Consider the following 24721-nt stretch of genomic DNA (forward strand, 5'->3'; position numbering starts at 1 on the left):
GTCGGATGCTCGGACTCGACTGATCGAGGTTCAGACGATGTAGATCTTGCGGAGCGTCTCGTGGACTTCCCACTCGGTCTCTTCGCCGTCTTCGAGACGACCCACGCTGCCCGGAACCAATTCGGTCTCGGTGCCGTCGTCGCGACGGAGAATCGCCCTGCCCTTCAGCACGATGAAGATCTCGTCGACCTCGACGTCGGTCACCGTGCCGGGGGTGATTTCCCACACCCCGACCTCCCAGTCGTCGATCTCGGTGAGGGCGGCGACACCGGTCGTGGGCGAGCCGGCGACGACCTGATCGGCGTCAACCGGCTCGTGCTCGAGGTCAATCTCGAGGGCCTGCAGCACGGTGGCTGCGTCGAGAGGCAATGTGCTCACGAGTCGAAGCCTAGGCCGACGGCGTCGAGGGTGCGAAGAAAAAGGTTGCGGCGCCCCTCGTTGTGATCGGCGCGGTCGAGCGCCCACCGCACGGCCTGCACGGCCGGGAACGTCGCCGGCTCGGGCGGGAAGGGCAGCGGCATGTCGCGCACGGCCTTCAGCGACGTGCGCTCGGTCTCGAGCCCTGATAGCTGGTCGAGCATGACGTCGGCCGCGAAGCGGGTTGCGGCGACGCCGAGCCCGGTGAAGCCCGCGGAGTAGGCAACGCGGCCGCCGTGCGCCGTCGCGTGGAAGGCGAAGAATCGACTCGAGGTGTCGATCACTCCCGCCCAGCGGTGGGTGAATCGCAGTCCTTCGAGCTGCGGGAACGTCGTGAAGAAGTGGCTTGCGATGCGCTCGTAGCTTTCTCGCCGATCCTCGTACTCGGGGCGGATGCGGCCACCGAAGTGGTAGATGGCGTCATAGCCGCCCCACAGGATGCGGTTGTCGGCCGACAGTCGGTAGTAGTGGAACTGGTTCGCCGAGTCGGCGACCCCCTGCCTGCCGGACCAGCCGATCGACGCGAGCTGAGCATCCGAAAGCGGCTCCGTCATGAGCACGTAGTCGTACACCGGCACCGTGTGCAGGCGGTATCGCTTCAGCAGCGACGGAAACGCGTTGGTGGCGAGCGCGACGCGGCTCGCGCGCACTACTCCCCCGTCGCGAAGGCGCAGCTCGACCGCGTCGGGCTCGGCGCGTAGATCAAGCACGGGCGACGATTCGAAGACCTCGACGCCGGCCTCGAGGCACGCGGTCAGCAGTTCGCGCGCGAGCTTTCCCGGATGCGCGAGCGCCGTGTCGCGGGTCGACCAGAGGCCGCCCTCGTAGGTCGGTGACGCGATCTGCGCGCGCATCGCCTCGGCGTCGTAGAAGTGCTCAGTCTCGCCGTCGTGTGCGTCGGCGAGTTCTGCCACCTGGTAGGGCTCCGTGGCGACGGCAAACGAGCCAACGCGCTCGAAGTCACACTGCCAGTTGCGCGCCTCAACCGTCTGCTGAATCTCATCGAGGTTCTGCATGCCGAGGCGGTCGAGCGTCTCGAGCTCGTCGGGGTACCGGGCGTCGCCGTTCTTCTCGCCGTGGGTGAGGCTCGCTTCGACAAAGCCGCCGTTGCGGCCCGAGGCCGCCCAGCCGATCGTTCGTCCTTCCACGAGCACGACGCGCCGGTCGGGGTCGCGTTCTTTGGCGCGCAGGGCCGTCCAGAGGCCGGTGTATCCGCCACCGACAACCGCGAGGTCGGCGTGGATCCGACGGGTGAGCGGCGGCTGGGGCTCCCGAGGCGGCAGGTCGTCGAGCCAGAAGACGCTCAGCCGGGAGCCGGCGAGCGCGTTGCGCACGAGCGCGGGGTCTGCGGGGCGTCGTTCGAATACCGTGGAGGCCATAACCTCCAGAATGCCAGAGGTTATCCACGTGGACAACAAATGAGGCGGGCAATGGAGCATCCTCTCGGACTCGACACGAGCATCCTCGACCGGGCACGACGGCCCGAGACATCTGATGCCGACTGGGCGGCCTTTCGCGCCCGGGCCGAGCGGGAGGCTCCTCGCCTCGCCTCGCTCTTCGCTCGTGTCTACGGCGACGACCCCTCGGTCGCCCAGCATCTCGAAGCGTTGCTCGGCGAACTGGCGCTCAGCTGGCAGCGCCGGCCCGCCGACCTGAAAGAACTCGACGCGGCGCGCGAGGCGGATCCCACCTGGTTCCAGTCGAACCGGATGCTCGGAGGCGTTTGCTACGTCGACCGCTACGCGGGCGACCTGGAAGGCGTGCGGGCGCGCATCCCGTATTTCCGCGAGTTGGGCCTGACCTACCTGCACCTGATGCCGTTGTTCTTGGCGCCGGAGCCCAACAGCGACGGCGGCTATGCCGTGTCGAGCTACCGCGAGGTGAACCCGGCCCTCGGCGACATGGCCCAGCTCACCCAGCTGGCCGCCGACCTGCGCGCGAACGGCATCGCGCTCGTCGTCGACTTCATCTTCAACCACACCTCGAACGAGCACGAGTGGGCGCGGCGCGCGCTCGCCGGCGAGAAGGAGTTCGAGGATTACTACTGGATCTTTCCTGACCGCACGATGCCCGACCGGTACGAGCGTACGGTGCGCGAGATCTTCCCCGACGACCACGCCGGCTCGTTCGTGCCCATGCCCGACGGATCGGGGCGCTGGGTGTGGGCCACGTTCCACTCGTTCCAGTGGGATCTGAACTACGCCAACCCCGCGGTGTTTCGGGCGATGGCCGGCGAGATGCTGTTTCTCGCCAACCAGGGCATCGACGTGCTGCGCATGGACGCGGTCGCCTTCATCTGGAAGAAGCTCGGCACGAGCTGCGAGTCGCTTCCCGAGGCGCACCTGCTGCTGCAAGCCTTCAACGCCGTGTGCCGCATCGCCGCCCCCGCCCTGATCTTCAAGAGCGAGGCGATCGTGCACCCCGACCAGGTGGTCGAGTACATCTCGCCAGACGAGTGCCAGATCTCGTACAACCCCCTGCAAATGGCGCTCATCTGGAACTCGCTCGCCACCCGCGACGCCCGCCTGCTGCAACAGGCGCTCGATCGCCGCCACAACCTTCCCCCCGGCACCGCCTGGGTCAACTACGTGCGCAGCCACGACGACATCGGCTGGACCTTCGCCGACGAAGACGCGGCCGAACTCGGCATCAACGGCTTCGAGCACCGGCGCTTCTTGAACAACTTCTACGTGGGGCGCTTCCCGGGCAGCTTCGCCCGGGGCATCCCGTTCCAAGACAATCCGAAGACAGGCGACTGCCGCATCAGCGGGGCGACCGCGTCGCTGACCGGGCTCGAGGCCGGTGACCCCGGCGCAATCGACCGGATTGTGCTTGCCCACTCGATCGCCCTGTCAACCGGCGGCCTGCCGCTCATCTACCTGGGTGACGAGGTCGGGCAGACGAACGACTACTCGTACCGCAACGACCCGGGCAAGGCCGACGATAGCCGCTGGTCGGGCCGGCCCTTCTTTCCCGAAGAGCGCTACGCCGAGCGCCACGATCCGACGACCGATGCCGGACGGCTGTACACGATGCTGACGGCGCTCATCGAGCTGCGCCGCCGCACGCCTGAGTTCGCCGGGGGCACCCTCATCGGCTTCGACGCGAAGAACCCGCACGTGCTGGGGTATCAGCGACCGGGCGTGTACGAGGGGATGGCCACGCGCATCCTGTGCTTCGCGAACATGGCCGATGAGCCGCAGACGGTCACGGCGCTGACCCTGTCTGGTCAGCCGCCGACCGGCGTCGACCTAATCACCGGCGAGCGGCGGTCGCTGCGCGCCGACCTCACGATTCCCGAGCACGGCATCGTCTGGATGCGCGTGGTCGACGACCCGGCGCTCGCCTCGGTGAACGACGGGGCGGCGCTCGGGCCCGCGCACTAGGCTGGGCGGCTGTGCGGCCACGAGCCGCGCCACTCACGTCCGTCGCCGAAGGAGGCCGCAACCGTGCCCGCAGACAACCTCACCCGCGTGGAGGCGAGCGAGCGCTCGTCACTCGTATCGACCCAGAGCTACCGCGTCGAGCTCGACCTGACGACCGGGCCGGAGGTGTTTCGCTCGACGTCGACGGTGACGTTCACGGCGACGCCCGGCGCCTCGACGTTCATCGACGCGATCACGCGCGACGTGCACGCGGTCACCCTGAACGGCGTCGAGCTTGACCCGGCCGAGGTGGCCGACGGAATTCGCATTCAGCTGCCGAACCTCGCCGCCGAGAACGAGCTGACGGTTGTCGCCGACCACGAGTACACGAACACGGGCGAGGGCCTGCACCGTTTCGTCGACCCGGTCGACGGCGAGGTGTACCTGTACTCGCAGTTCGAGGTTCCCGACAGCCGACGCGTGTTCGCCGTGTTCGAACAGCCCGACCTGAAGGCCACATTCACCTTCACGGTGCGCGCCCCGAAGCACTGGAAGGTCGTCTCGAACGGCGTCACGCCCGAGCCCACCGTCGAGGGTGACAGCGCGGTCTTCGCCTTCCCCGAGACGCAGCGCATCTCGAGCTACATCACTGCCATCGTCGCCGGCCCGTACCAGAGCGTGCACTCGGAGCTCACCTCGAGCGACGGCCGCACCATCCCGCTCGGCATCTACGCCCGCGCGTCGCTGTTCGAGTACCTCGACGCCGACTACATCTTCGACATCACCCGCAAGGGCTTCGCCTACTTCGAGTCGAAGTTCGACGTGCCATACCCCTTCGAGAAGTACGACCAGTTGTTCGTGCCCGAGTTCAACGCCGGTGCGATGGAAAACGCCGGCTGCGTCACCTTCACCGAGGTGTACGTGTTCCGCTCGAAGGTGACCGACGCGGTCAAGGAGCGTCGCGTCGTCACGATCCTGCACGAGCTCGCCCACATGTGGTTCGGCGACCTCGTCACCATGAAGTGGTGGAACGACCTCTGGCTCAACGAGTCGTTCGCCGAGTGGGCCTCCACGATCGCCACCGCCGAGGCCACTGAGTGGACGGAGGCCTGGACCACCTTCCAGGCGATGGAGAAGAGCTGGGCATACAAGCAAGACCAGCTGCCCTCCACCCACCCGATCGTGGCCGACATCCGCGACCTGGAGGACGTGCAGGTCAACTTCGACGGCATCACCTACGCCAAGGGCGGCAGTGTGCTGAAGCAGCTCGTGGCGTGGGTCGGCGAGGAGGACTTCTTCGCGGGCGTCTCGAACTACTTCAAGAAGCACTCGTGGGGCAACACCGAGCTGGTCGACCTCCTGCGCGAGCTGGAGGCGACGAGCGGCCGCGAACTGACCGAGTGGAGCGCCAAGTGGCTCGAGACGGCCGGCGTGAACACGCTGCGCCCCGAGCTCGAGGTCGACGACAACGGGGTCATCACCTCGTTCGCTGTGCTGCAGAGTGCGCACCCCGACTACCCCACGATTCGCCCGCACCGCATGGCGATCGGCTTCTACGACCTGCACGACGGCGCGCTCGTGCGCACCCACCGTCACGAGCTCGACGTCGACGGCGAGCGCACCGAGGTCGCCGAGTTCGTCGGCATGGCCCGCCCCGCGCTGATCCTGCTGAACGACGACGACCTCGCCTACGCGAAGATTCGCCTCGACAACGCATCGCTCGAGACCGCCATCGCCCACCTGAAGGCGATTGAGAGCCCGCTCGCGCGCGCCATCGTGTGGGGTGCGGCCTGGGACGCGACGCGCGACGGTGAGACGGCGCCGCGCGACTATGTGCGGCTCGTGCTCAACAACATCGCGAGCGAGACCGAGTCGACGACGATCCGCACGACGCTCATGCAGCTCGCGCAGGTCGCCCGCACGTACGTCGAACCGTCGACCCGCGACGAAACGGTTGTCGCCGTCGCCGATGGGCTCTGGCAGCTGGCCGCCGAGGCCGAGCCGGGCAGCGACGCGCAGTTCCAGTTCGTGCAGTACTTCGCGAACATGGCCGCGACCCCCGCCCACGTGGCGACTCTCAGCGGGCTGCGCGACGGCACCATCACGCTGCCGGGCCTCGAGGTCGACACCGACCTCGACTGGCTGCTCATCGAGGGCCTCGCCCTGAACGGCGCGATCGGCACAAGCGAGATCGACGCGGCGCTCGAGAAGGACAACACGTCGAACGGCCAGCAGGCCGCCGCACGCGCGCGCGCCGCCCTGCCCGGAGCCGACGCGAAGCGCGCCGTCTTCGACCAACTGGTGAACGATGACAGCGTGCCGAACGCGATCGTGCGCATGACGACGGTGGGCTTCCAGCACGCGAACGGCCCCACGGGCTTCGCCGAACTGGTCGACCCGTACTTCGAGTCCCTGGTTTCGGTGTGGGAATCCCGGTCGTACAAGATGGCCGAGTACCTGATTCTTGGCCTCTACCCGGCGCCGCTCGCGAACGAGAACCTCATCGTGAAGACCAGGGCGTGGCTCGAGGCCAATGCCGACCAGCCGGCAGCCTTGCGCCGCATGGTCAGCGAGAACCTCGCGGGCGTCGAGCGCGCGGTTGCAGCGCAGCGACGCGACGCGCGCGCGTAGCTGGCCCCGAGCATCCCGCCCCGCGTATTCGATCGACGGATGCGCGGGGCGGCACTGGCGGGCCGCGCACGCTGAGTAGGCTGGGCGCGTTATGGACGAGTTCACCTGGGCCGGGTTCTTCGAGGCGCTCGGCGTCTTCATCGAGGAAAACGGGACGGTCTTCCGCATCCTCGGCGTGGTGATCGGCGCCGTCATCCTGCGGTGGATCCTGCTCATCTCGATCGGTCGCGTCGTTGACCGCGTCGTATCCGGGGTGAAGAAGGCCCAGGCGGTGGAGCACACGGTCGAGTTGAGCGCGTCGCCGCTGCACGCCGTGCGCGTCGTGCAGCGCACGCGCACGATCGGAAGCGTGCTGCGCAACGTCGTCACCTGGTCGATCGTCGCCGTCACAATCGTGCTCATTCTGAGCGAACTGAACTTCTCGGTCACAGCCCTCATCGCCTCAGCCGGCGTGCTCGGCGCCGCCCTCGGCTTCGGGGCCCAAAGCCTCGTGAAGGACATGCTGAACGGCCTGTTCATGGTCTTCGAAGACCAGCTCGGGGTGGGCGACATCGTCGACCTCGGAGAGGTCTCGGGAGTCGTGGAGGCGGTCGGGGTGCGCGTCACCCAGGTGCGCGACGTCAACGGCACGCTGTGGTTCGTGCGCAACGGCGAGATTCTGCGGGTCGGCAACAAGTCGCAGGGGTGGGCGCGGGTCATCATCGACCTGCCCGCTCCGTACACAAGCGACGTCGAGGCGGTCGAGCAGACGATGCTCGAGACGGCCCAGAAGATGGCCGACGATCCGCGCTGGCGGCGCAAGGTGCTCGAGAAGCCCGAGATCTGGGGCATCGAGTCGATCTCGGCCGAGGCGCTCGTGGTACGCCTCGTGATGAAGGTGCGCGGCCCCGATCAGTTCGAGGTCGCCCGCGAATTGCGGCTGCGGCTGAAGCTCGCGCTCGACGAGGTCGGGGTGGCCCTGCCCGCACTCAACCGGGTCGTCATGGACGGGCTCGACCAGGCTGGCAAGCGCACCGAGCAGAAGCCGGGTGGGCGCGCGACGACTGCGACGAAGCCGCTGCCGAAGCAGGCGGCTGCGAAACCTGACACGTCGAAGGACGCCTAGGTGGCCGAGCTGAGCTGGGGCCCCACGGGCGGCCCCACCGAGACGTTTTTCGAGCAGGTGGGCGGGCACGCCACCTTCGAGAAGCTGGTGCGTCGCTTCTACGCGGGCATCGAGCACGACGAGGTGTTGCGCCCGATGTACCCCGACGACGACATGGACGGAGCCGTGTGGCGGCTCACGGCCTTCCTCGAGCAGTACTGGGGCGGGCCGACCACGTACAGCGAGCAGCGGGGGCACCCGCGGCTGCGCATGCGCCACATGCCTTTTCACGTGAACCCCGACGCTCGTGATCGGTGGCTGTCGCACATGCGCGCCGCGGTCGACGAGCTTGACCTGTCGCCCATGCACGAGGAAGCGCTGTGGGACTACCTGCAGCGCGCCGCGCACGCCATGGTGAACACCTTCGAGGAGTGAGATGACGAGACCGACGCAGGCTGGCTGGTACCCCGACCCCCACGGCGGGGCCGGCGAACGCTGGTGGGACGGCGAGGAGTGGTCGGAACGCACTCGCCAGCCCTACATGGCGGCCCCGTATGAGCCCCAGCGGGCCCCCGAGGGCACGAACCCCACCACGATCTGGATTTGGCTGCTCGCTCTCGCCCCGCTCATCAGCATCTGGCAGGCCGCGACGCTCGATGTGAATGCGCTCGTCGAGCAGGCGATGCAGGGCGTCGAGATCGCGCCGGACGGCACCGTCACCGGCACCCCAAACACGTCCACCGGCGCCGCCGACTTCACCGGCCTGTTCCTGTGGCTGGCCGGCGTCGGGGCGGCGGTACTCGACTGGCGGGCGCTCAAGGCGCGCGGCATCGATCGGCCTTTCCACTGGGCGTGGGCGATTCTGTGGAGCCTCGTCTACGTGATCGGCCGCTCGGTCGTGGTGCGCCGCCGTACGGGCACCGGCTTCGCCCCCATGTGGACGACGATCGCCCTGCAGGCGACGCTCATCGTCGTGGCGATCAGCATTGCCGCGCGGATCGTCGACGCGACCCTTACCCGCGTTCCTCTGTAGCCGAACTCGAAAAGGCGCGGTCGGACGCGCGCGCCACGACCGCTCGGGCGTGCCGCAAGACCGGCTCATCGACCATGACGCCGTCGAAGCGGAAGACCCCGCGCTCGCCGCGCGCGGCCGCGAGCACCCTCTCGGCCCAGGCGACGTGGTCGGGGTCGGGCGCGTAGGCCCGGCGCACGACTGCCACCTGGGAGGGGTGGATGCACGCGGTCGCGGCAAATCCGAGCGCCGCCGCATCGCTCGCCTCCTCCTCGAGGCCCGCCTCGTCGGCGATATCAAGGTGCACGGTGTCGATGCTCGCGACGCCGCGGGCAGCGGCCGCGAGGTGGACGGTGGCGCGCACGTGCTGGACGACCGCGCGGTAGCGGCCCCGGGCATCCCGGCTCGCGGTGCCCCCCATCGAGGCAACGAGGTCTTCGGCGCCCCACATGAGGGCGACGACGCCGGGCACGGCGGCGAGCTCGGCCGCGGCGACGACGCCCGTGGCCGTCTCGCAGAGCCCGATGACGGCGTAGCCGCGGGCGGCGAGGGCGCGCAGCGCGACCGGGTCCTCAGCCTTCGGGACCATGACCGTCGTGTACTCGGTTGCCGCGAGGGCGGCGAGGTCGGCATCGGCGTCGGCCGTGCCGAGCGGGTTAATGCGCACGATGGTGCGCACGGGATCGAGGCGACTGCCCGCCACGTGACCCCGCGCATCCCGTTTCGCGTCGGGCGCGACCGCGTCTTCCAGGTCGAGGATGACCGCATCGGCCCGCTCGGCGGCCTTCGCGTAGCGCTCGGGCCGGTCAGCGGGGCAGAAGAGCAGGGCGGGCCCCATGGCGAACGCCGTCACGGCTGGTGGCCCTCCCGCCAGACCAGCACGGCCCGACGGGCCTCACCGACGATGTCACCGTGCTGATTGCGTCCGGTGTGGGCGAGCGTCACGATGCCCTGGCCGGGTCGGGACTCGGACAGACGCTTCTCGACGACGAGCGTCTCGCTGTAGAGGGTGTCGCCGTGGTGCAGCGGATGCGGGAACCGCACGTCGGTCAGCCCGAGGTTCGCGACGATCGTGCCCTGGGTGAGCTGCTGAACCGAGGCACCCACCATGACGGCGAGTGTCATCATCGAGTTGACGAGCCGCTCGCCGAAGGGCTGCTCGGCCGCCCACGCCGCGTCGAGGTGCAACGCCTGCGGGTTCATCGTGAGGGTCGAGAAGAGCACGTTGTCGGCCTCGGTCATGGTGCGCCCGGGGGCGTGCACGTAGACCGTGCCGACCTCAAACTCGTCGAACCACAGGCCGCGCTGCTCGATGCGGCGCGGCTGGTAGTTTTCGCTGGTCGCCGTCATGCGGTGAGTCCCAACTGCCGGGCAATGACCATCAGCTGCACCTCCGTCGTGCCCTCGCCGACCTCGAGCACCTTCGAGTCACGGTAGTGGCGAGCGACCGGGTTTTCATTCATGAAGCCGTAGCCGCCGAAGATGTGGCTGGCGTCGCGGGCGTTGGCCATGGCCGCCTCGCTCGAGATCAGCTTCGCCATCGACGCTTCCGCCTTGAAGGGCTTCTCGGCGACGATGCGCTGGGCCGCCTCGTAGGTGGCGAGCCGAGCGGCGTGCACCCGCGACTGCATGCGCGCGATCGTGAAGGCCACGTGCTGGTTCTCGCCGATCGCTCGGCCAAAGACCGTGCGCTCCTTCGCGTAGCGCAGCGCCTCCTCGAGGCAGCCCTGAGCGGCGCCGGTGCAGAGTGCAGCGAAGGCGACGCGCCCCTCGTCGAGGTACTCGAGGAAGTTGGCGTAGCCACGGCCGCGCTCGCCGAGCAGGTTCTCTTCGGGCACGCGCACGTTGTCGAAGCTCAACGGGTGGGTGTCGCTCGTGTGCCAGCCGACCTTGTCGTAGGCGGGGTGCACCGTGAAGCCGGGGGTACCGCTCGGCACGATGATTGCCGACAGTTCGGGGTTGCCGTTCTCTTTGCGGCCGGTCACTGCCGTGACGGTGACGAGGCTCGTGATCTCCGATCCGGAGTTCGTGATGAACTGCTTGGAGCCGTTGATGACCCACTCGCCATCGACAACCTCCGCCGTCGTCTGCGTGGCCCGCGCATCTGATCCGGCGCCCGCCTCGGTGAGCCCGAATCCGGCAAGGGCCCGGCCGCGGGCGAGGTCGGGCAGCCACTGCTGCTTCTGTTCCTCCGTGCCCTGGCGGAAGATCGGCATCGCGCCGAGTCCGACGCCCGCCTCGAGGGTGACGGCGATCGACTGGTCAGCGCGGGCGAGCTGCTCGACCGCGATACACAGGTCGACGTAGGTCTTGCCCTGGCCGCCGTATTCTTCCGGGAAGGGCAGCCCGAACAGCCCCATGTCGCCCATCTGCCGGATGATGTCGTACGGCAGCTCACGCTTCGTGTCGTACTCGTACGCAGCGGGTGCGACAACGGTGTCGGCGAACTCGCGCACCTCGTCGCTGAGGCGCTGCTGTTCTGGGGTGAGGTCGATCATGCGGGGTCTCCTTGGTCGCCGTCGGGCCGGGGTTCTGGCTCGTCGGGGTGGATGCGGGCGACGACCTGGTCGAGTGCGACCTGGTCGCCCACGGCGACCTCGAGGGTCACCGTGCCGGCGACGGACGCGAGCATGGTGTGCTCCATCTTCATCGCCTCGATCGTGACGAGGGGCTGACCCTCGACGACCGTGTCTGCGGTGGCGGCGCCGAGGGCGACGACGGCGCCGGGCATGGCGGCGCGGATCGTCGGGTCGGCGGCGCCCGGGGTGCGGGTGAGTCCCGCCCGGTGCTCCGCGATGCGGGCGGCCCGCGTCGGGCGCGCGAGCCGGTGCGTGACGCCGTCGACGTGCATCCAGGTCGCGTCGACGGCGCGCACGACGTGGGCAGTGACGCGTCGTGATTCGTGAGTGACGGTGACGCTGAGCGCCTCGGCGGCGGCGTCGAGAATGCGGATGCTCGGGGCGAGCTGGTCGATAACCGACGCGTCTATCGCGACCTCCTCGCCGTCGATCAGGTAGCGGGGGGCGCGGTGCGGGCCGAGGCGCCAGCCGCTCGGCCGACTCCAGGCGGACCGCGCGGCCCGCTCAGCCCGGTCGTGCTCGACGAGCGCGGTGATCGTGCGGGCGAGGGCGGGCGTGGCGGGGGCTGCCAGCTCGCTGCGCTCGATGAGCCCCGTGTCGAGAGCGCCCGTCTGCACCTCGGGTACGGCGATCAGTCGGCGCAAGAAGGCTGCATTCGTCGGCACCCCGAGCACGATGGTCTCGGCGAGCGCCGCATCGAGCCGGGCGAGCGCGGTCGCCCGGTCGGGCCCGTGCGCGATGACCTTCGCGAGCATCGGGTCGTAGTCGGAGCCGACGACGAGACCGTCGAGGAGGGCACTGTCGACGCGCACGCCCTCGCCGCTCGCCTCCGCGAGGAAGGAGACGGTGCCGGTCTGCGGGGTGAAGCCGCGCTCGGGGTCTTCGGCATAGAGTCGCGCCTCGACCGCGTGGCCGCTGAGCGCGAGCGGCGGCAGCTCGAGCGGCTGACCCGCGGCGATGCGCAGCTGCTGCTCGACGAGATCGACGCCCGTCACGAGCTCGGTCACGGGATGCTCGACCTGCAGGCGCGTGTTCATCTCCATGAAGAAGAACTCGTCGGGTTTCGCATCGGAGACGAGGAACTCGACGGTGCCGGCTCCGCGGTAGTCGACGCTGCGCGCCACCTCGCAGGCGGCCTCGCCGATCGCCGCGCGCGTGGCCTCGTCAAGCAACGGCGAGGGGGCCTCCTCGATGATCTTCTGGTGGCGCCGCTGGAGGGAACACTCCCGCTCCCCCAGGTGCACGACGGCCCCGTGCGCATCGGCGAGCACCTGCACCTCGATGTGGCGGGGGCTCTCGACGAAGCGCTCGATGAGCAGGGTGTCGTCGCCGAACGACGAGCGCGCAACTCTGCGGGAGGCGACGAGCGCGTCGGCGAGCTCGTCCCGCTCGCGCACCACGGTCATCCCCTTGCCACCGCCGCCGCCCGAGGGCTTGATGATGAGCGGGAACCCCACCGTGCCCGCCGCGTCGATGAGCTGCGCGTCGCTCCAGCCGGCCTCCCCTGCGCCGGGCGTCACCGGCACACCGCGGGCGGCGACGTGCTCGCGGGCGCGGATCTTGTCGCCCATCGCCTCGATCGCGCTCGCCGGCGGGCCGATCAGGGTGACGCCGAGCTCTTCGAGGCGGCGCGCGAAGGCCGTGTTCTCGCTGAGAAAGCCGTACCCGGGATGCACGGCCTCGGCCCCCGAGGACAGGACCGCCTGAACCACCCTCTCGATGTCGAGGTAGCTCTCGGCGGCGGGGGCCGGGCCGAGGCGCACCGCGAGGTCCGCCTCGCGCACGTGGCGCGCATCCGCGTCGGCGTCGCTGTAGATGGCGACGGAGCGGATGCCGAGCGCACGGAGCGTGCGAATCACGCGGCACGCGATCTCGCCGCGATTCGCGACGAGGACGGTGCCGAGCAGGGGCGCGGTCGAGGTGTCGGTCATGCGCGTCACATCCGGAACAGGCCGAAGCGCGGCTCGGGTAGCGGCGCGCGGCTGACGACGTCGAGGGCGAGGGCGAGCACCTGGCGGGTGTCGGCAGGGTCGATGAGCCCGTCGTCCCAGAGGCGGGCGGTGGCGTAGTAGGGGTCGCCCTGCCGTTCGTACTGGGCGCGGATGGGGGCCTCGAAGGCCTCCTGCTCGTGGGCGGGCCAGTCGTCACCGAGCTGGTCGCGGCGCACGGTCGACAACACTTTCGCCGCCTGCTGGCCGCCCATGACCGAGATGCGGGCGTTCGGCCACATCCAGAGGAAGCGCGGCGAGTAGGCCCTTCCGCACATCGAGTAGTTGCCGGCACCAAACGAGCCGCCGATGACGACCGTAAGCTTCGGCACGCGGGTCGTCGCGACGGCGGTGACCATCTTGGCCCCGTGCTTGGCGATTCCGCCCGCTTCAGCGTCGCGGCCGACCATGAAGCCCGAGATGTTCTGCAAGAACACGAGCGGGATGCCGCGCTGGTCGCACAGCTCGATGAAGTGCGCGCCCTTCATCGCCGACTCGCTGAACAGCACGCCGTTGTTGGCCACGATGCCGACCGGGTGGCCCTCGATGCGGGCGAAGGCGGTGACGAGGGTCGTGCCGTACTCGGGCTTGAACTCGCTCACCGACCCCGCGTCGACGATGCGGTCGATGACCGTGTGCACGTCGTAGGGGGTCTGCACGTCGACGGGCACGACGTCGAGCAGCGTCGCGGGGTCGTGCGCGGGGGCGGGCGATTGGTCGGGCGAACCGACGGCCCACGCCGGCTCGCGGGGCGGCGGCAGGGTGGCAACGATGTCGCGCACGATCTCGAGGGCGTGGGCGTCGTCGTCGGCGAGGTGGTCGACGACGCCGGAGGTGCGGGCGTGCAGCTCGCCGCCGCCGAGCTCCTCCGCGCTGACGACTTCGCCGATCGCCGCCTTCACGAGCGGCGGCCCGCCGAGGAAGATCGTGCCCTGCTCGCGCACGATGACCGTCTCGTCGCTCATCGCTGGGACGTAGGCGCCGCCGGCCGTGCACGACCCCATGACGCACGCAATCTGCGCAATGCCCTCGGCGGATGCGCGTGCCTGGTTGAAAAAGATGCGTCCGAAGTGGTCGCGGTCGGGAAACACCTCGTCCTGCAGCGGCAGGAACGCCCCGCCGGAGTCGACGAGCGCGATCGCCGGAAGCCGATTCTCGAGGGCGATCTCTTGGGCCCGCAGGTGCTTCTTCACCGTCAGGGGGAAATAGGTGCCGCCCTTGACCGTCGCGTCGTTGGCGATGACCATGACCGGCCTACCGTGCACGAGCCCGATGCCCGTGATCAGCCCGGCACCGGGAGCCTGACCGTCGTAGAGGCCGTCGGCGGCGAGCGGAGCGATCTCGAGGAAGGGGCTGCCCTCGTCGAGCAGTCGGTCGACCCGCTCGCGGGGCAGTAGCTTGCCACGCTCGATGTGCCGCTGCCGCGACGACTCACTGCCGCCGAGCGCCGTCGTCGCGAGCTTCCGGCGCAGTTCGTCGACAAGGTCGGCCATGGTGGCGCGCGGTGCCTGATCGGCAGGCGTCTCAGCTGTCGTCATTGACTGCCCATTTCGCTTGTGGCGGTGGGGCCGGCGGTTCCGGTCGGTTAGCGGTGACTAACTGACAGAAATGTTAGTCATGACTAACTGGAATGTCTACACTGGCGCACATGAGCATCGTGTCGCCCCGGGAGCGCGCCAAGGCGGAACGCCGTGACGCCCTGCTTGCGGCGGCGGCGAGGCTGTACGCCGAGCGCGGCTTCGAGCGGGTGTCGCTCGACGACCTCGGCTCCGCCGTCGGCGTCAGCGGGCCCGCCGTCTACCGCCACTTCGCGGGAAAGCAGGCCGTGCTTGCGGCCCTGCTCGTGGACGCGAGCGCGGGGTTGCTCGACGGGGCGCGCGCGGTGCTGGACGAGCGTGCGGACGGACCCTCCAGCATCCCGGATGCGCGTTCCGCTCTCGCAGCGCTGGTCGCCTTCCACGTCGCCTTCGCCGTCGAGAACCCCGACGTCATTCGCGTGCAGTCGGCCGACCTGGAGAGCCTCGCTGAGACGGACCGGCACACCGTGCGGGGTCTTCAGCGCCAGTACGTCGAGCTGTGGGTCGACGTGCTCGAAGCACTGCACCCCGATGCCCCGCGGCCCCTGCTGCGCACCCGCGCCCACGCGGCGTTCGGCCTCATGAACTCGACCCCGCACAGTGCCCGCGGCTCGGCGCGCGAGACCCGCGCGCTGCTCGCCACGATGGCCGAATCGGCACTGACCGCGCCCGCCTGAGCGCGCGGCTCGGGCGCGAGGTGCGGCGACGCTGCAGCGCTCAGTCGGCGTCGGGGCCAGCGACGTCGCCCGCCTCGGCCGCCGACTCCTCACTCGGCCCGGCGATAACCGCTGTCGACTCGAGCGCCCCGCCGGCGGGAAGCTGCGCCTCGCGCAGCGCCCGATCGATGGCGCTGCCGAGCTCAGCCGCCCGGTCCGTTTCGGTACTCATGCCCTCACGCTACGCCGCTGCGCCGGCGGGGTCTACCCGTAGTGGCGGCGGCGGGTGGCGTCCTGCACCTCGCCGACGAGCTCCTCGATGATGTCTTCGAGGAACAGCACGCCCGCGGTGCGGCCCTCCGCGTCAACCGAGCGGGCGAGGTGTGAGCCCGAACGACGCATGAGGGCAAGGGCGTCTTCCAACTCGGCGTGGGCGTCGATCGACACCAGACGGCGAATGCGCTTCGGCGGCACGGGGTCGTCGAACTCGTCCTCGGGGAGGTCGATCACGTCCTTGAGGTGCAGATACCCCGTGGGCTCGCCGGACTCGTCAACGAGCGGGTAGCGGCTGAAGCCGCGCTGGGCGACGCCGCGCTCGACGTCGAGAGCGGAGGCGTCCTCCGGCAGCGTGACCAGCGCCTCCATGGGAACAGCGACGTCGCCGACGGTCTTGTTGGTGAACTCGAACGCGGCGCCGAGCGTGCCCGTGACGTCGGTCAGCAGCCCCTCCCGCGTTGACTGCCTGACGATCGTCGCGACCTCGTCGAGCGTGTACGTGCTCGTCGCCTCGTCTTTCGGCTCAACGCCACACAGGCGCAGGATGCCGTTCGCGATCGCGTTCAGGCTCCAGATGACGGGCGAGAAGATGCGCGCGATCGTGACGAGCGGCGGAGCAAGAATGAGCACCGCGCGCGTCGGCAGCGAGAACGACAGGTTCTTCGGCACCATCTCGCCGAGCACCACGTGAAGATACGACACGATCAGGAGCGCGATGATGAACGCGATCGTCGACACGACCTCGGGAGGCAGCCCCGTCAGGCTGATCGGGATCTCGAGGATGTGATGGATCGCCGGCTCTGACACGTTCAGAATCAGCAGCGAACACACGGTGATGCCGAGCTGGCTGGTGGCGAGCATGAGGGTGGCCCGCTCCATCGCCCACAGCGCCGTCTTCGCGGCGCGCGACCCCGCCTCAGCACGCGGCTCGATCTGCGAGCGCTTGGCCGAGATGACCGCGAACTCTGCACCGACGAAGAACGCATTGCCCGCGAGCAGCACGACGAGCCAGACGAGCCCCCACCAATCGGCTGAGCTGATCATGACGCCCCCTCCGTCGACGACGCATCAGCGTGCACCGGGGTGAAGCGCACGCGGTCGATGCGGCGCCCGTCGAGCCGTTCAACGCGGAACACACCCGCATCGATCTCGACCGTGTCGCCGACGCGCGGCAGACGCCCGAGCTCGGCCATCAGCCACCCGGCCACGGTCTCCCACGGCCCGTTCTCGGGCACCGTCACGCCTGCGCGGTCTGCCAGCTCGTCGGGGCGAAGGATGCCCGGGAACGTCAGCCAATCACGCGCGCGGACGACGTCGACCATTGCCCGGTCGTGCTCGTCGGCAACCTCGCCGACCAACTCCTCCACGAGGTCTTCCAACGTGGCCACCCCAGCCGTGCCGCCGTACTCGTCAACGACGATCGCCATCTGGTAGCCCTGCCCGCGCAGCTCGGTGAGCAGCGTGTCCAGACGCATCGTCTCGGGCACCCGCAAGGCCTCTGACTGCAGGGCCGAGGCGGGCACGTCGGCGCGCCGGTCGTGCGGCACGGCGACAGCCTGTTTGACGTGCACGATGCCCAACACGTCGTCGAACGACTCGCCGACGACGGGGAACCGCGAATGGCCGGTGCGGCGAGCCAAATCGATGATGTCGACGGCGCTGTCACCGCGCTCGACGCTGGCGACGCGCGGCCGCGGTGTCATCACGTCTTGCGCCGTGAGCTGCGAAAAGGCCAGGGTGCGCGACAGCAGGGTCGCCGTGTCGGCCTCCAGCAGGCCGTGCTGCGCAGAGCGGCGCACGAGCGACGACAACTCTTCGGCGGTGCGGGCCCCGCTCAACTCTTCCTTCGGATCGATGCCCATCGCGCGAAGAATGCGGTTGGCGGTGCCGTTGAGCACCCGAATCGCTGGTCGAAACACCGTCGTGAACAACCACTGGAACGGAATGACGACCTTCGCGGTCTGCCGCGGCAGCGCGAGGGCGAAATTCTTCGGCACGAGTTCGCCGATGATCATCGACAGCAGCGTCGCTATGAGGATCGCCGTCACCGAGCCCACGGGTCGCACCGCGCCCTCGGGAACCCCGATCGCCGTGAGCGGCCCGGCGAGCAGGCGCGAGATCGCCGGCTCCATCGTGTAGCCGGTCAGCAGGGTCGTGAGGGTGATGCCGAGCTGCGCGCTCGACAGGTGCGTCGACGTGATTTTCAGCGCCGCGATCGTCATTCCCAGCCGGGTCTCGCCGCGGTCGCGCCGCGCCTCCAGCTCGGAGCGATCAAGGTTGACGAGCGCAAACTCGCTCGCGACGAACAGCCCGGTGCCGATTGTCAGCAGCACGCCGATGCCCAGCAGCAGCCATTCGTCGCCGAGTAACTCAGCGCCCACGGGTGTCCCTCAGGATGACGAGGGTGGCGGTAGACGGAGGCTCCATGGTGGTGTCGAGTATAGGCGTCGCCACCTCACCACGAGACGGGCAACGCCTTGCCCTCCTCATACCCGGCCGCGGACTGCACCCCCACGACGGCGCGCTCGTGGAACTCGGGCAGCGTCGACGCTCCGGCGTACGTCATCGAGCTGCGCAGCCCCGATGTGATCATGTCGAGCACGTCGTCGAGGCTCGGTCGCTGCGGGTCGAGGTAGATGCGCGAGCTCGAGATGCCTTCGGCGAACAGGGTTTTCTTCGCCCGTTCGAAGGCGTCGAGTCGGCGGAAACGCTGCTCGACGGCCTTCGTCGACGCCATACCCCACGAGCTCTTAAACCAGCGGCCCGTCTCGTCGACCTCGATCTCGCCGGGCGCTTCCAATGTGCCGGCGAACCACGAGCCGATCATGACTGCCGACGCACCGGCGGCGAGCGCGAGGGCGACATCGCGCGGGTAGCGCACTCCCCCATCGGCCCAGACGCGGGCCCCCAGCTCGCGAGCGGCGGCCGCAGTTTCGAGCACGGCGGAGAATTGCGGGCGCCCGACCGCGGTCATCATGCGCGTCGTGCACATGGCGCCGGGCCCCACGCCGACCTTGAGAATGTGCGCACCAGCCTCGACCAGGTCGCGCACGGCGTCGGCGGTCACGATGTTGCCCGCAACGATCGGCACGCCAAGGTCGCGGGCCGAGACCGCGCGCAACGCTGTGAGCATCTGCTCCTGATGCCCGTGGGCTGTGTCGAGCACGAGAACGTCAACACCCGCCCGCACGAGCGCCGCGGCCCGCTCGGCGGGATCGCCGTTGACGCCCACCGCGGCGGCCACCCGGAGGCGACCGTGCGCATCCACGGCCGGCTGGTAGAGAGTGGCCCGCACGGCACTGCGCGCGCTCAGCGAGCCGACGATGCGCCCGTGGTGGCGGACGGCGACCGCGTCGACGCCGGCCGCATCGATCAGATCGAAGGCGCTGCGCGCATCCGTGACGTCTTCGTCGTCGATTGACGGCACCGGGTCACCGACGAGATCGCCGATCACGGCATCGGGCAAGACGTGCCGCAGGCGCGCCGCCGGGATGCACGCGGTCGGTTCGCCGTCGTCGTCGACGATCGTGACGAGCGCCCCATCGGTGTCTGGCACCCGGCGCCGTGCCTCTGCCACCGTCGTCTCGCGGCTCACCGTGACGAGCGGATCGAGCATGGTGGGCGCGGCCTTGATGGCTCGAATCGCGGCATCGAGCTCTTGCAGGGGAAGGTCTTGCGGCAGCACGCCGAGACCGCCCCGGCGGGCGAGCGCCGCGGCGAGGCGCGGCCCCGTGACCGACGTCATGTTGGCGGCGACAATCGGCGTGTGCATGCCGGCCGGGTCGTCGACCGTGAGGTCAACACTGAGGCGACTACCGGCCGCCGAGTGCTGCGGCGTCAAGAAGACGTCGGAGTAGGTCAAGTCGTGGGCGGGGATCTCGTTCGCAAAGCGCACACGACAACGGTACAAGCGCTTGTGCACAGGTGCAGGCTCACGGTCAACCCGACCGTTCGCCACCGCACGAGGCGTTACGCTTGAGCGGTGTCGCCATCGTCGGCGGCGCGTCGAGAATTAACCCTCCAGCAGAAGCGAAAGTGGGCGGTCGGCTGTGTCAAGCCACGTGTCCGGTACCGGCGCCGAGGGCGGCGCCTCCGGAGAGTTCGGTGCCAACGAATGGCTCGTCGATGAACTGTACGAGCAGTACCGAGAGAACAAGGATTCGGTCGACCCCTCGTGGTGGCCGATTCTCGAGAAGTACGAGCAGTCGACGGCGACTGTGGCCAGTAGCGCGCCAGCATCGGTCGCGGTCGCGGAGGCGACTCCGGTGACGCCCACCACGGTCACCGGCGCAGACGACCCCACGACAGCTCTGCCGAGCGCCTCGACGGGCGGTTCGGTCGGGTCGATCAGCATCGGCTCAGCGCCCGTGACGGGGAGCCAGCCGATTGCGAAGACGACGGCCCGCGCGCCGCAGCCGCAGCCGATCCCGGCCCAGGCTCCCGCGACGGCTCCGGCTCCGGTCATTGACGAGGCCGCCGCCGAGAAGCAAGACGAGGTCACGCCGCTGCGCGGCATGGCGAAGACCCTGGCGACCAACATGGATGCGTCGCTCACGGTTCCGACGGCGACGAGCGTTCGCACCATCCCCGCCAAGCTGATGATCGACAACCGCATCGTCATCAACAACCACCTGAAGCGCGCCCGCGGCGGCAAGGTGTCGTTCACCCACCTGATCGCGTGGGCGATGGTGAGGGCACTGCGCGAGTTCCCGAGCCAAAACGTCTACTACGACGAACAGGACGGCAAGCCGGTCGTCGTGACGCCGGCGCACCTGAACCTCGGCATCGCGATCGACATCCCGAAGCCCGACGGCACCCGGGCGCTGCTCGTGCCGGGCGTCAAGAAGTGCGAAACGATGACGTTCGGCGAGTTCCACGCGGCGTACGAAGACGTCGTCAAGCGGGCCCGCGACAACAAGCTGACCGCGGCCGACTTCCAGGGCAACACCATCTCGTTGACGAACCCCGGCGGCATCGGAACGGTGCACTCGGTTCCGCGGCTCATGAAGGGCCAGGGCGCCATCATCGGAGCCGGCGCGCTCGAGTACCCCGCCGAGTTCCAGGGCATGTCGCAGGCGACCCTCGCCGAGCTCGGCGTCGGAAAGACGATCACGCTGACGAGCACGTACGACCACCGCGTCATTCAGGGCGCCGGCAGCGGCGAGTTCCTGAAGAAGGTGCACGAGCTGCTGATCGGTCAGCGCGAGTTCTACGAGCAGATTTTTGCTGACCTGCGCATCCCGTACGACCCGATCCACTGGGCGCAAGACATCCACGTTGACCTCGCTGACGATGTCAACAAGACGGCGCGTGTGCACGAGCTGATCAACTCGTTCCGGGTGCGCGGTCACATGATGGCCGACGTCGACCCGCTCGAGTACCGCCAGCGACGCCACCCCGACCTCGACATCTCGAGCCACGGGCTGACGTTCTGGGACCTCGACCGCGAGTTCGTGACCGCGGGCTTCGGCGGCAAGCGCACCATGCTGTTGCGCGAGATCCTCGGAGTGCTGCGCGACACGTACTGCCGCACCGTCGGCATCGAGTACATGCACATCCAAGACCCCGAGCAGCGCCGGTGGTTCCAGGAGCGACTCGAGAAGCCGTACCAGAAGCCGACGCACGACGAGCAGATGCGCATTCTCGGCAAGCTCAACCAGGCCGAGGCGTTCGAGACCTTCCTGCAGACGAAGTACGTCGGGCAGAAGCGCTTCAGCCTGGAGGGCGGCGAGTCGCTCATTCCGCTGCTCGACGAGGTCGTGCAGCGCGCGGCGGAGGAAGACCTCGACGAGGTTGCGATCGGCATGGCCCACCGCGGGCGCCTGAACGTTCTCGCGAACATCGCCGGGAAGACCTACGGTCAGATCTTCCGCGAGTTTGAAGGAACGCAGGACCCGCGCAGCGTGCAGGGCTCGGGCGACGTCAAGTACCACCTGGGTACCCAGGGCACGTTCACCTCGGCCAGCGGCAAAGAGATCGAGGTCTACCTTGCCGCGAACCCCTCGCACCTGGAGGCGGTCAACGGCGTTCTCGAGGGCATCGTGCGGGCGAAGCAGGACCGCAAGGCCGACGGTAAGTTCTCGACGCTCCCCGTGCTCGTGCACGGGGACGCAGCCATGGCTGGCCAGGGCGTTGTCGTCGAAACCCTCCAGCTGTCGCAGCTGCGCGGTTACCGCACGGGCGGCACCGTGCACGTCGTCGTCAACAACCAGGTGGGCTTCACGACCCCTCCGGGTGAGGCGCGCTCGTCGATCTACTCGACCGACGTCGCGAAGACGATCCAGGCGCCGATCTTCCACGTCAACGGCGATGACCCCGAAGCGGTCGTGCGCGTAGCCGAGATCGCGTTCGCCTACCGTCAAGAGTTCAAGCGCGACGTGATCATCGACCTCGTCTGCTACCGCCGCCGCGGGCACAACGAGGGCGATGACCCGTCGATGACGCAGCCGCTCATGTACAACCTCATCGAGGCCAAGCGCAGCGTTCGCACGCTCTACACCGAGGCGCTCGTCGGCCGCGGCGACATCACCGAGGAAGAGTTCGAGAACGCGCACAAAGACTTCCAGGAGCGGCTGGAGGTGGCGTTCGCCGAGACCCACGCGGCCCAGACCGGCACGATTCCGGTCGTCGGCGGTGATGCCCCGGTCGAGGAGGCCTCGGGCGAGCCCGACACGACCGCCGTCGACATCACGGTTGTGCAGCACATCGGTGATGCGCACGACAACCCGCCCGCCGGGTTCACGGTGCACACGAAGCTGCAGGCGATGCTGAAGAAGCGCGTCGAGATGAGCCGCAACGGCGGCATCGACTGGGGCTTCGGCGAACTGCTCGCCCTCGGCTCGCTGCTCATGGAGGGCACGCCGGTGCGCATGGCGGGTCAAGATTCGCGCCGCGGCACGTTCGTGCAGCGCCACGCCGTGCTGCACGACCGGGCAAACGGCCAAGAGTGGTTGCCGCTGGCAAACCTCAGCGAGAACCAGGCGAAGTTCTGGATCTACGACTCCCTGCTCAGCGAGTACGCGGCGATGGGCTTCGAGTACGGCTACTCGGTCGAGCGCCCCGACGCGCTCGTGCTGTGGGAGGCGCAGTTCGGCGACTTCGCGAACGGCGCGCAGACCATCATCGACGAGTTCATCTCGTCGGCCGAGCAGAAGTGGGGTCAGCGCTCGAGCGTCGTGCTGCTGCTCCCCCACGGCTACGAAGGCCAGGGTCCCGACCACTCGTCGGCCCGCATCGAGCGCTTCCTGCAGCTCGCGGCAGAAGACAACATGACGATCGCGCGTCCGTCGACGCCGGCGTCGTACTTCCACCTGCTGCGCCGTCAGGCGTACGCGCGGCCGCGTCGGCCGCTCGTGGTCTTCACGCCGAAGGCGATGCTGCGACTGCGCGGAGCTACGAGCGAGGTGGCCGAGTTCACCCAGGGCCGCTTCGAGCCGGTCATCGACGACGCCACGGTGACCGACCCGCAGTCGATCCGTCGGGTGCTGTTCCACTCGGGCAAGATTCACTACGACCTGAAGAGCGAGATCGCCAAGCGCGAGACGCAGGGCGTGGCGCTGGTGCGCCTCGAGCAGTTCCACCCGCTGCCCGCCGAGCAGATCGCCGCCGTCATCGACCGGTACCCGAACGCCGAGCTCGTGTGGGTGCAGGACGAGCCCGAGAACCAGGGTGCGTGGCCGTTCTTCACGATCGAGCTCGCCAAGCGCGGCATGAAGCGCGTGCGCGTGGTCTCGCGTCCGGCCTCCGCGTCGCCGGCGACGGGCTCGTCGAAGCGCAGTGCGGAAGAGCACGCCGCCATCATGGACGCGGCGCTCAGCGACTAAGGGCGAACGCGATCGGTCCGTGGATGCTCGGCCGCGCATCCACGGACCGTTTGCGTTGACGGGCGCTATACGCGGCGCGCCCCTGGGTGTCGGTGGGCGCCGGTGGACGCCCCTGGGTGCCGGTGGGCGCGGGTGTGCGCCCCTGGGCGTCACGACCGTCGGCGAGACAAGGGTTTCGGCCGAGACACGGGTTTCCCGGGCCTTGTCTCGACGGAAACCCTTGTTTCGACGACAGTGATGGGGTGGTGACGCGGTCGCCAGCGGGGGCGCGACGGGGTGGTGACGCGGTCGCCAGCGGGGGCGCGACGGGGTGGTGACGCGGTCGCCTGCGGGATAGCGCAACGGAGCGCGCCGGGGGCGCGACGCCTGCGCGCTACGCGCGGTTGTCGAGGTTCGAGATCGCTCCGAGGACGAGCTCGCGCAACTCGTCGGGTGCCTTTTCTTGGCACGCCTCTTTCACCTTGTTGGTCAGGGTGAGGCCGACGAGGTGCTCAGCCGAGCAGTCGTCGCAGACGGCCATGTGGTCGCGGATGTCCTGGCACTGCTGGGGGCTCAGCTCGTTGTGCAGGAACTCCTCGAGCTCGGCCTTGGCTTTGTCGCAGCCGCAGTCGGTCATGTCGTGCTCCTGGTGGTGGTGGGGGTCGAGTCGGGGATGGCGTAGCCGCGCTCTCTCGCGTAGTCGGCGAGCTTCTCGCGCAGCTGTCGGCGACCGCGGTGGAGGCGACTCATCACGGTTCCGACCGGCGTTTTCATGATGTCGGCGATCTCTTGGTAGGCGAAGCCTTCAACGTCGGCGAGATATACCGCGAGGCGGAAGTCTTCGGGGATCTCCTGCAGCGCGTCCTTCACGGCGCTCGCGGGCATCCGGTCGATCGCTTCAGCCTCGGCCGAGCGACCAGTGGACGACGTGGCGGACTCGGCGCCGCCGAGCTGCCAGTCTTCCAACTCCTCGAGCGCACCCTGGTAGGGGTTGCGCTGATTCTTGCGGTACTGGTTGATGAACGTGTTCGTGAGGATGCGGTACAGCCACGCCTTCAGGTTCGTGCCCTGTTCGAACTGCGCGAACGCAGCGAAGGCCTTCACGAAGGTCTCTTGCACGAGGTCGGCGGCGTCGGCCGGGTTTTTCGTCATGCGCATCGCGGCGCCATAGAGCTGGTCCATGAACGGCAGAGCCTGCTCTTGAAACAGTGCTCGCTTGGTTTCGGCCTCGTCAGTCATCGAGCGCCAGTGTACTGACGGGGCATCCGTGACAAGCGTCGCGCTCAACGAGCACCGTCCTTTCATTCCCGTGCGTGCCGACTACCCTGATAACC

General features: G+C 68.9%; 20 protein-coding genes. 7 read left to right on the forward strand and 13 right to left on the reverse strand.

The genetic code is table 11. The features are described from left to right. Positions 1-30: 30 nt before the first annotated feature. Positions 31-378, reverse strand: a complete 348-nt coding sequence (locus tag ACK4SC_RS09195) for a cupin domain-containing protein (protein WP_409617282.1) — start codon at positions 376-378, stop codon at positions 31-33. Then, positions 375-1796 carry an NAD(P)/FAD-dependent oxidoreductase gene (locus tag ACK4SC_RS09200; RefSeq protein ID WP_409617284.1) on the reverse strand — a complete coding sequence of 474 codons (1422 nt, stop codon included), beginning with the start codon at positions 1794-1796 and terminating at the stop codon, positions 375-377. Before ACK4SC_RS09200 ends, ACK4SC_RS09195 begins: the two co-directional genes overlap by 4 nt. A gap of 51 nt (positions 1797-1847) precedes the next feature. On the opposite strand from ACK4SC_RS09200, the gene ACK4SC_RS09205 reads away from it, so the two are divergent. The 5 genes from ACK4SC_RS09205 (at position 1848) to ACK4SC_RS09225 (ending at position 8530) form a co-directional block, all read left to right on the forward strand. Beyond that, positions 1848-3803 (forward strand): alpha-amylase family protein, encoded by a 1956-nt coding sequence (locus ACK4SC_RS09205; RefSeq protein WP_409617286.1) that lies wholly within the window; start codon positions 1848-1850, stop codon positions 3801-3803. A gap of 63 nt (positions 3804-3866) precedes the next feature. After that, positions 3867-6413, forward strand: a complete 2547-nt coding sequence (gene pepN, locus ACK4SC_RS09210; protein ID WP_409617288.1) for an aminopeptidase N — start codon at positions 3867-3869, stop codon at positions 6411-6413. A 91-nt stretch (positions 6414-6504) separates the two neighbouring features. After that, positions 6505-7518 carry a mechanosensitive ion channel family protein gene (locus tag ACK4SC_RS09215; RefSeq protein ID WP_409617289.1) on the forward strand — a complete coding sequence of 338 codons (1014 nt, stop codon included), beginning with the start codon at positions 6505-6507 and terminating at the stop codon, positions 7516-7518. Further along, positions 7519-7932, forward strand: a complete 414-nt coding sequence (locus tag ACK4SC_RS09220; RefSeq protein WP_409617291.1) for a globin — start codon at positions 7519-7521, stop codon at positions 7930-7932. Position 7933: 1 nt separating this feature from the next. Then, on the forward strand, positions 7934-8530 hold the full coding sequence (locus tag ACK4SC_RS09225; RefSeq protein ID WP_409617292.1) for a DUF2510 domain-containing protein: 597 nt from the start codon (positions 7934-7936) through the stop codon (positions 8528-8530). Here ACK4SC_RS09225 and ACK4SC_RS09230 read toward each other — a convergent pair. The 5 genes from ACK4SC_RS09230 to ACK4SC_RS09250 are packed head-to-tail and all read right to left on the reverse strand — an operon-like array spanning position 8511 to position 14614. Beyond that, complete coding sequence (locus ACK4SC_RS09230; protein ID WP_409617407.1) at positions 8511-9347, reverse strand: HpcH/HpaI aldolase/citrate lyase family protein; 837 nt, start codon at positions 9345-9347, stop codon at positions 8511-8513. The two genes, ACK4SC_RS09225 and ACK4SC_RS09230, sit on opposite strands and share 20 nt — an antisense overlap. A gap of 11 nt (positions 9348-9358) precedes the next feature. Next, the gene (locus ACK4SC_RS09235; protein ID WP_409617294.1) at positions 9359-9859 is read right to left on the reverse strand and encodes a MaoC family dehydratase; all 501 of its coding nucleotides are present in this window, start codon (positions 9857-9859) and stop codon (positions 9359-9361) included. Beyond that, positions 9856-11007: an acyl-CoA dehydrogenase family protein gene (locus ACK4SC_RS09240; protein ID WP_409617296.1), complete on the reverse strand. Its 1152-nt coding sequence runs from the start codon at positions 11005-11007 to the stop codon at positions 9856-9858. The genes ACK4SC_RS09235 and ACK4SC_RS09240 overlap by 4 nt, the downstream gene beginning before the upstream one ends. Then, the gene (locus ACK4SC_RS09245) at positions 11004-13019 is read right to left on the reverse strand and encodes a biotin carboxylase N-terminal domain-containing protein (RefSeq protein ID WP_409617298.1); all 2016 of its coding nucleotides are present in this window, start codon (positions 13017-13019) and stop codon (positions 11004-11006) included. Before ACK4SC_RS09245 ends, ACK4SC_RS09240 begins: the two co-directional genes overlap by 4 nt. 5 nt (positions 13020-13024) lie before the next feature. After that, positions 13025-14614, reverse strand: a complete 1590-nt coding sequence (locus ACK4SC_RS09250) for a carboxyl transferase domain-containing protein (protein ID WP_409617300.1) — start codon at positions 14612-14614, stop codon at positions 13025-13027. 110 nt (positions 14615-14724) lie between these two features. On the opposite strand from ACK4SC_RS09250, the gene ACK4SC_RS09255 reads away from it, so the two are divergent. After that, positions 14725-15330, forward strand: a complete 606-nt coding sequence (locus ACK4SC_RS09255; protein WP_409617302.1) for a TetR/AcrR family transcriptional regulator — start codon at positions 14725-14727, stop codon at positions 15328-15330. Between the two features lie 40 nt (positions 15331-15370). On the opposite strand, the gene ACK4SC_RS09260 is transcribed toward ACK4SC_RS09255, so the two are convergent. The 4 genes from ACK4SC_RS09260 to ACK4SC_RS09275 form a co-directional block, all read right to left on the reverse strand. Next, positions 15371-15541, reverse strand: a complete 171-nt coding sequence (locus tag ACK4SC_RS09260; RefSeq protein WP_409617303.1) for a hypothetical protein — start codon at positions 15539-15541, stop codon at positions 15371-15373. Between the two features lie 32 nt (positions 15542-15573). Continuing rightward, complete coding sequence (locus ACK4SC_RS09265; RefSeq protein WP_409617305.1) at positions 15574-16629, reverse strand: hemolysin family protein; 1056 nt, start codon at positions 16627-16629, stop codon at positions 15574-15576. Then, entirely contained in the window at positions 16626-17966 is a 1341-nt protein-coding gene (locus ACK4SC_RS09270) for a hemolysin family protein (protein ID WP_409617306.1), read from the reverse strand. Before ACK4SC_RS09270 ends, ACK4SC_RS09265 begins: the two co-directional genes overlap by 4 nt. A gap of 74 nt (positions 17967-18040) precedes the next feature. Next, complete coding sequence (locus tag ACK4SC_RS09275) at positions 18041-19480, reverse strand: GuaB1 family IMP dehydrogenase-related protein (RefSeq protein WP_409617308.1); 1440 nt, start codon at positions 19478-19480, stop codon at positions 18041-18043. Between the two features lie 154 nt (positions 19481-19634). Here ACK4SC_RS09275 and ACK4SC_RS09280 point away from each other — a divergent pair, with 154 nt between their 5' ends. Then, on the forward strand, positions 19635-23408 hold the full coding sequence (locus ACK4SC_RS09280; RefSeq protein ID WP_409617310.1) for a multifunctional oxoglutarate decarboxylase/oxoglutarate dehydrogenase thiamine pyrophosphate-binding subunit/dihydrolipoyllysine-residue succinyltransferase subunit: 3774 nt from the start codon (positions 19635-19637) through the stop codon (positions 23406-23408). 373 nt (positions 23409-23781) lie between these two features. On the opposite strand, the gene ACK4SC_RS09285 is transcribed toward ACK4SC_RS09280, so the two are convergent. Both ACK4SC_RS09285 and ACK4SC_RS09290 read right to left on the reverse strand, forming a co-directional pair. After that, positions 23782-24024: a zf-HC2 domain-containing protein gene (locus ACK4SC_RS09285; RefSeq protein WP_096422484.1), complete on the reverse strand. Its 243-nt coding sequence runs from the start codon at positions 24022-24024 to the stop codon at positions 23782-23784. Next, positions 24021-24692 (reverse strand): sigma-70 family RNA polymerase sigma factor, encoded by a 672-nt coding sequence (locus tag ACK4SC_RS09290; protein WP_130284249.1) that lies wholly within the window; start codon positions 24690-24692, stop codon positions 24021-24023. The genes ACK4SC_RS09285 and ACK4SC_RS09290 overlap by 4 nt, the downstream gene beginning before the upstream one ends. Positions 24693-24721: the final 29 nt, after the last annotated feature.

The organism is Microcella sp. (genome assembly GCF_046293215.1).
Taxonomy (GTDB): domain Bacteria; phylum Actinomycetota; class Actinomycetes; order Actinomycetales; family Microbacteriaceae; genus Microcella.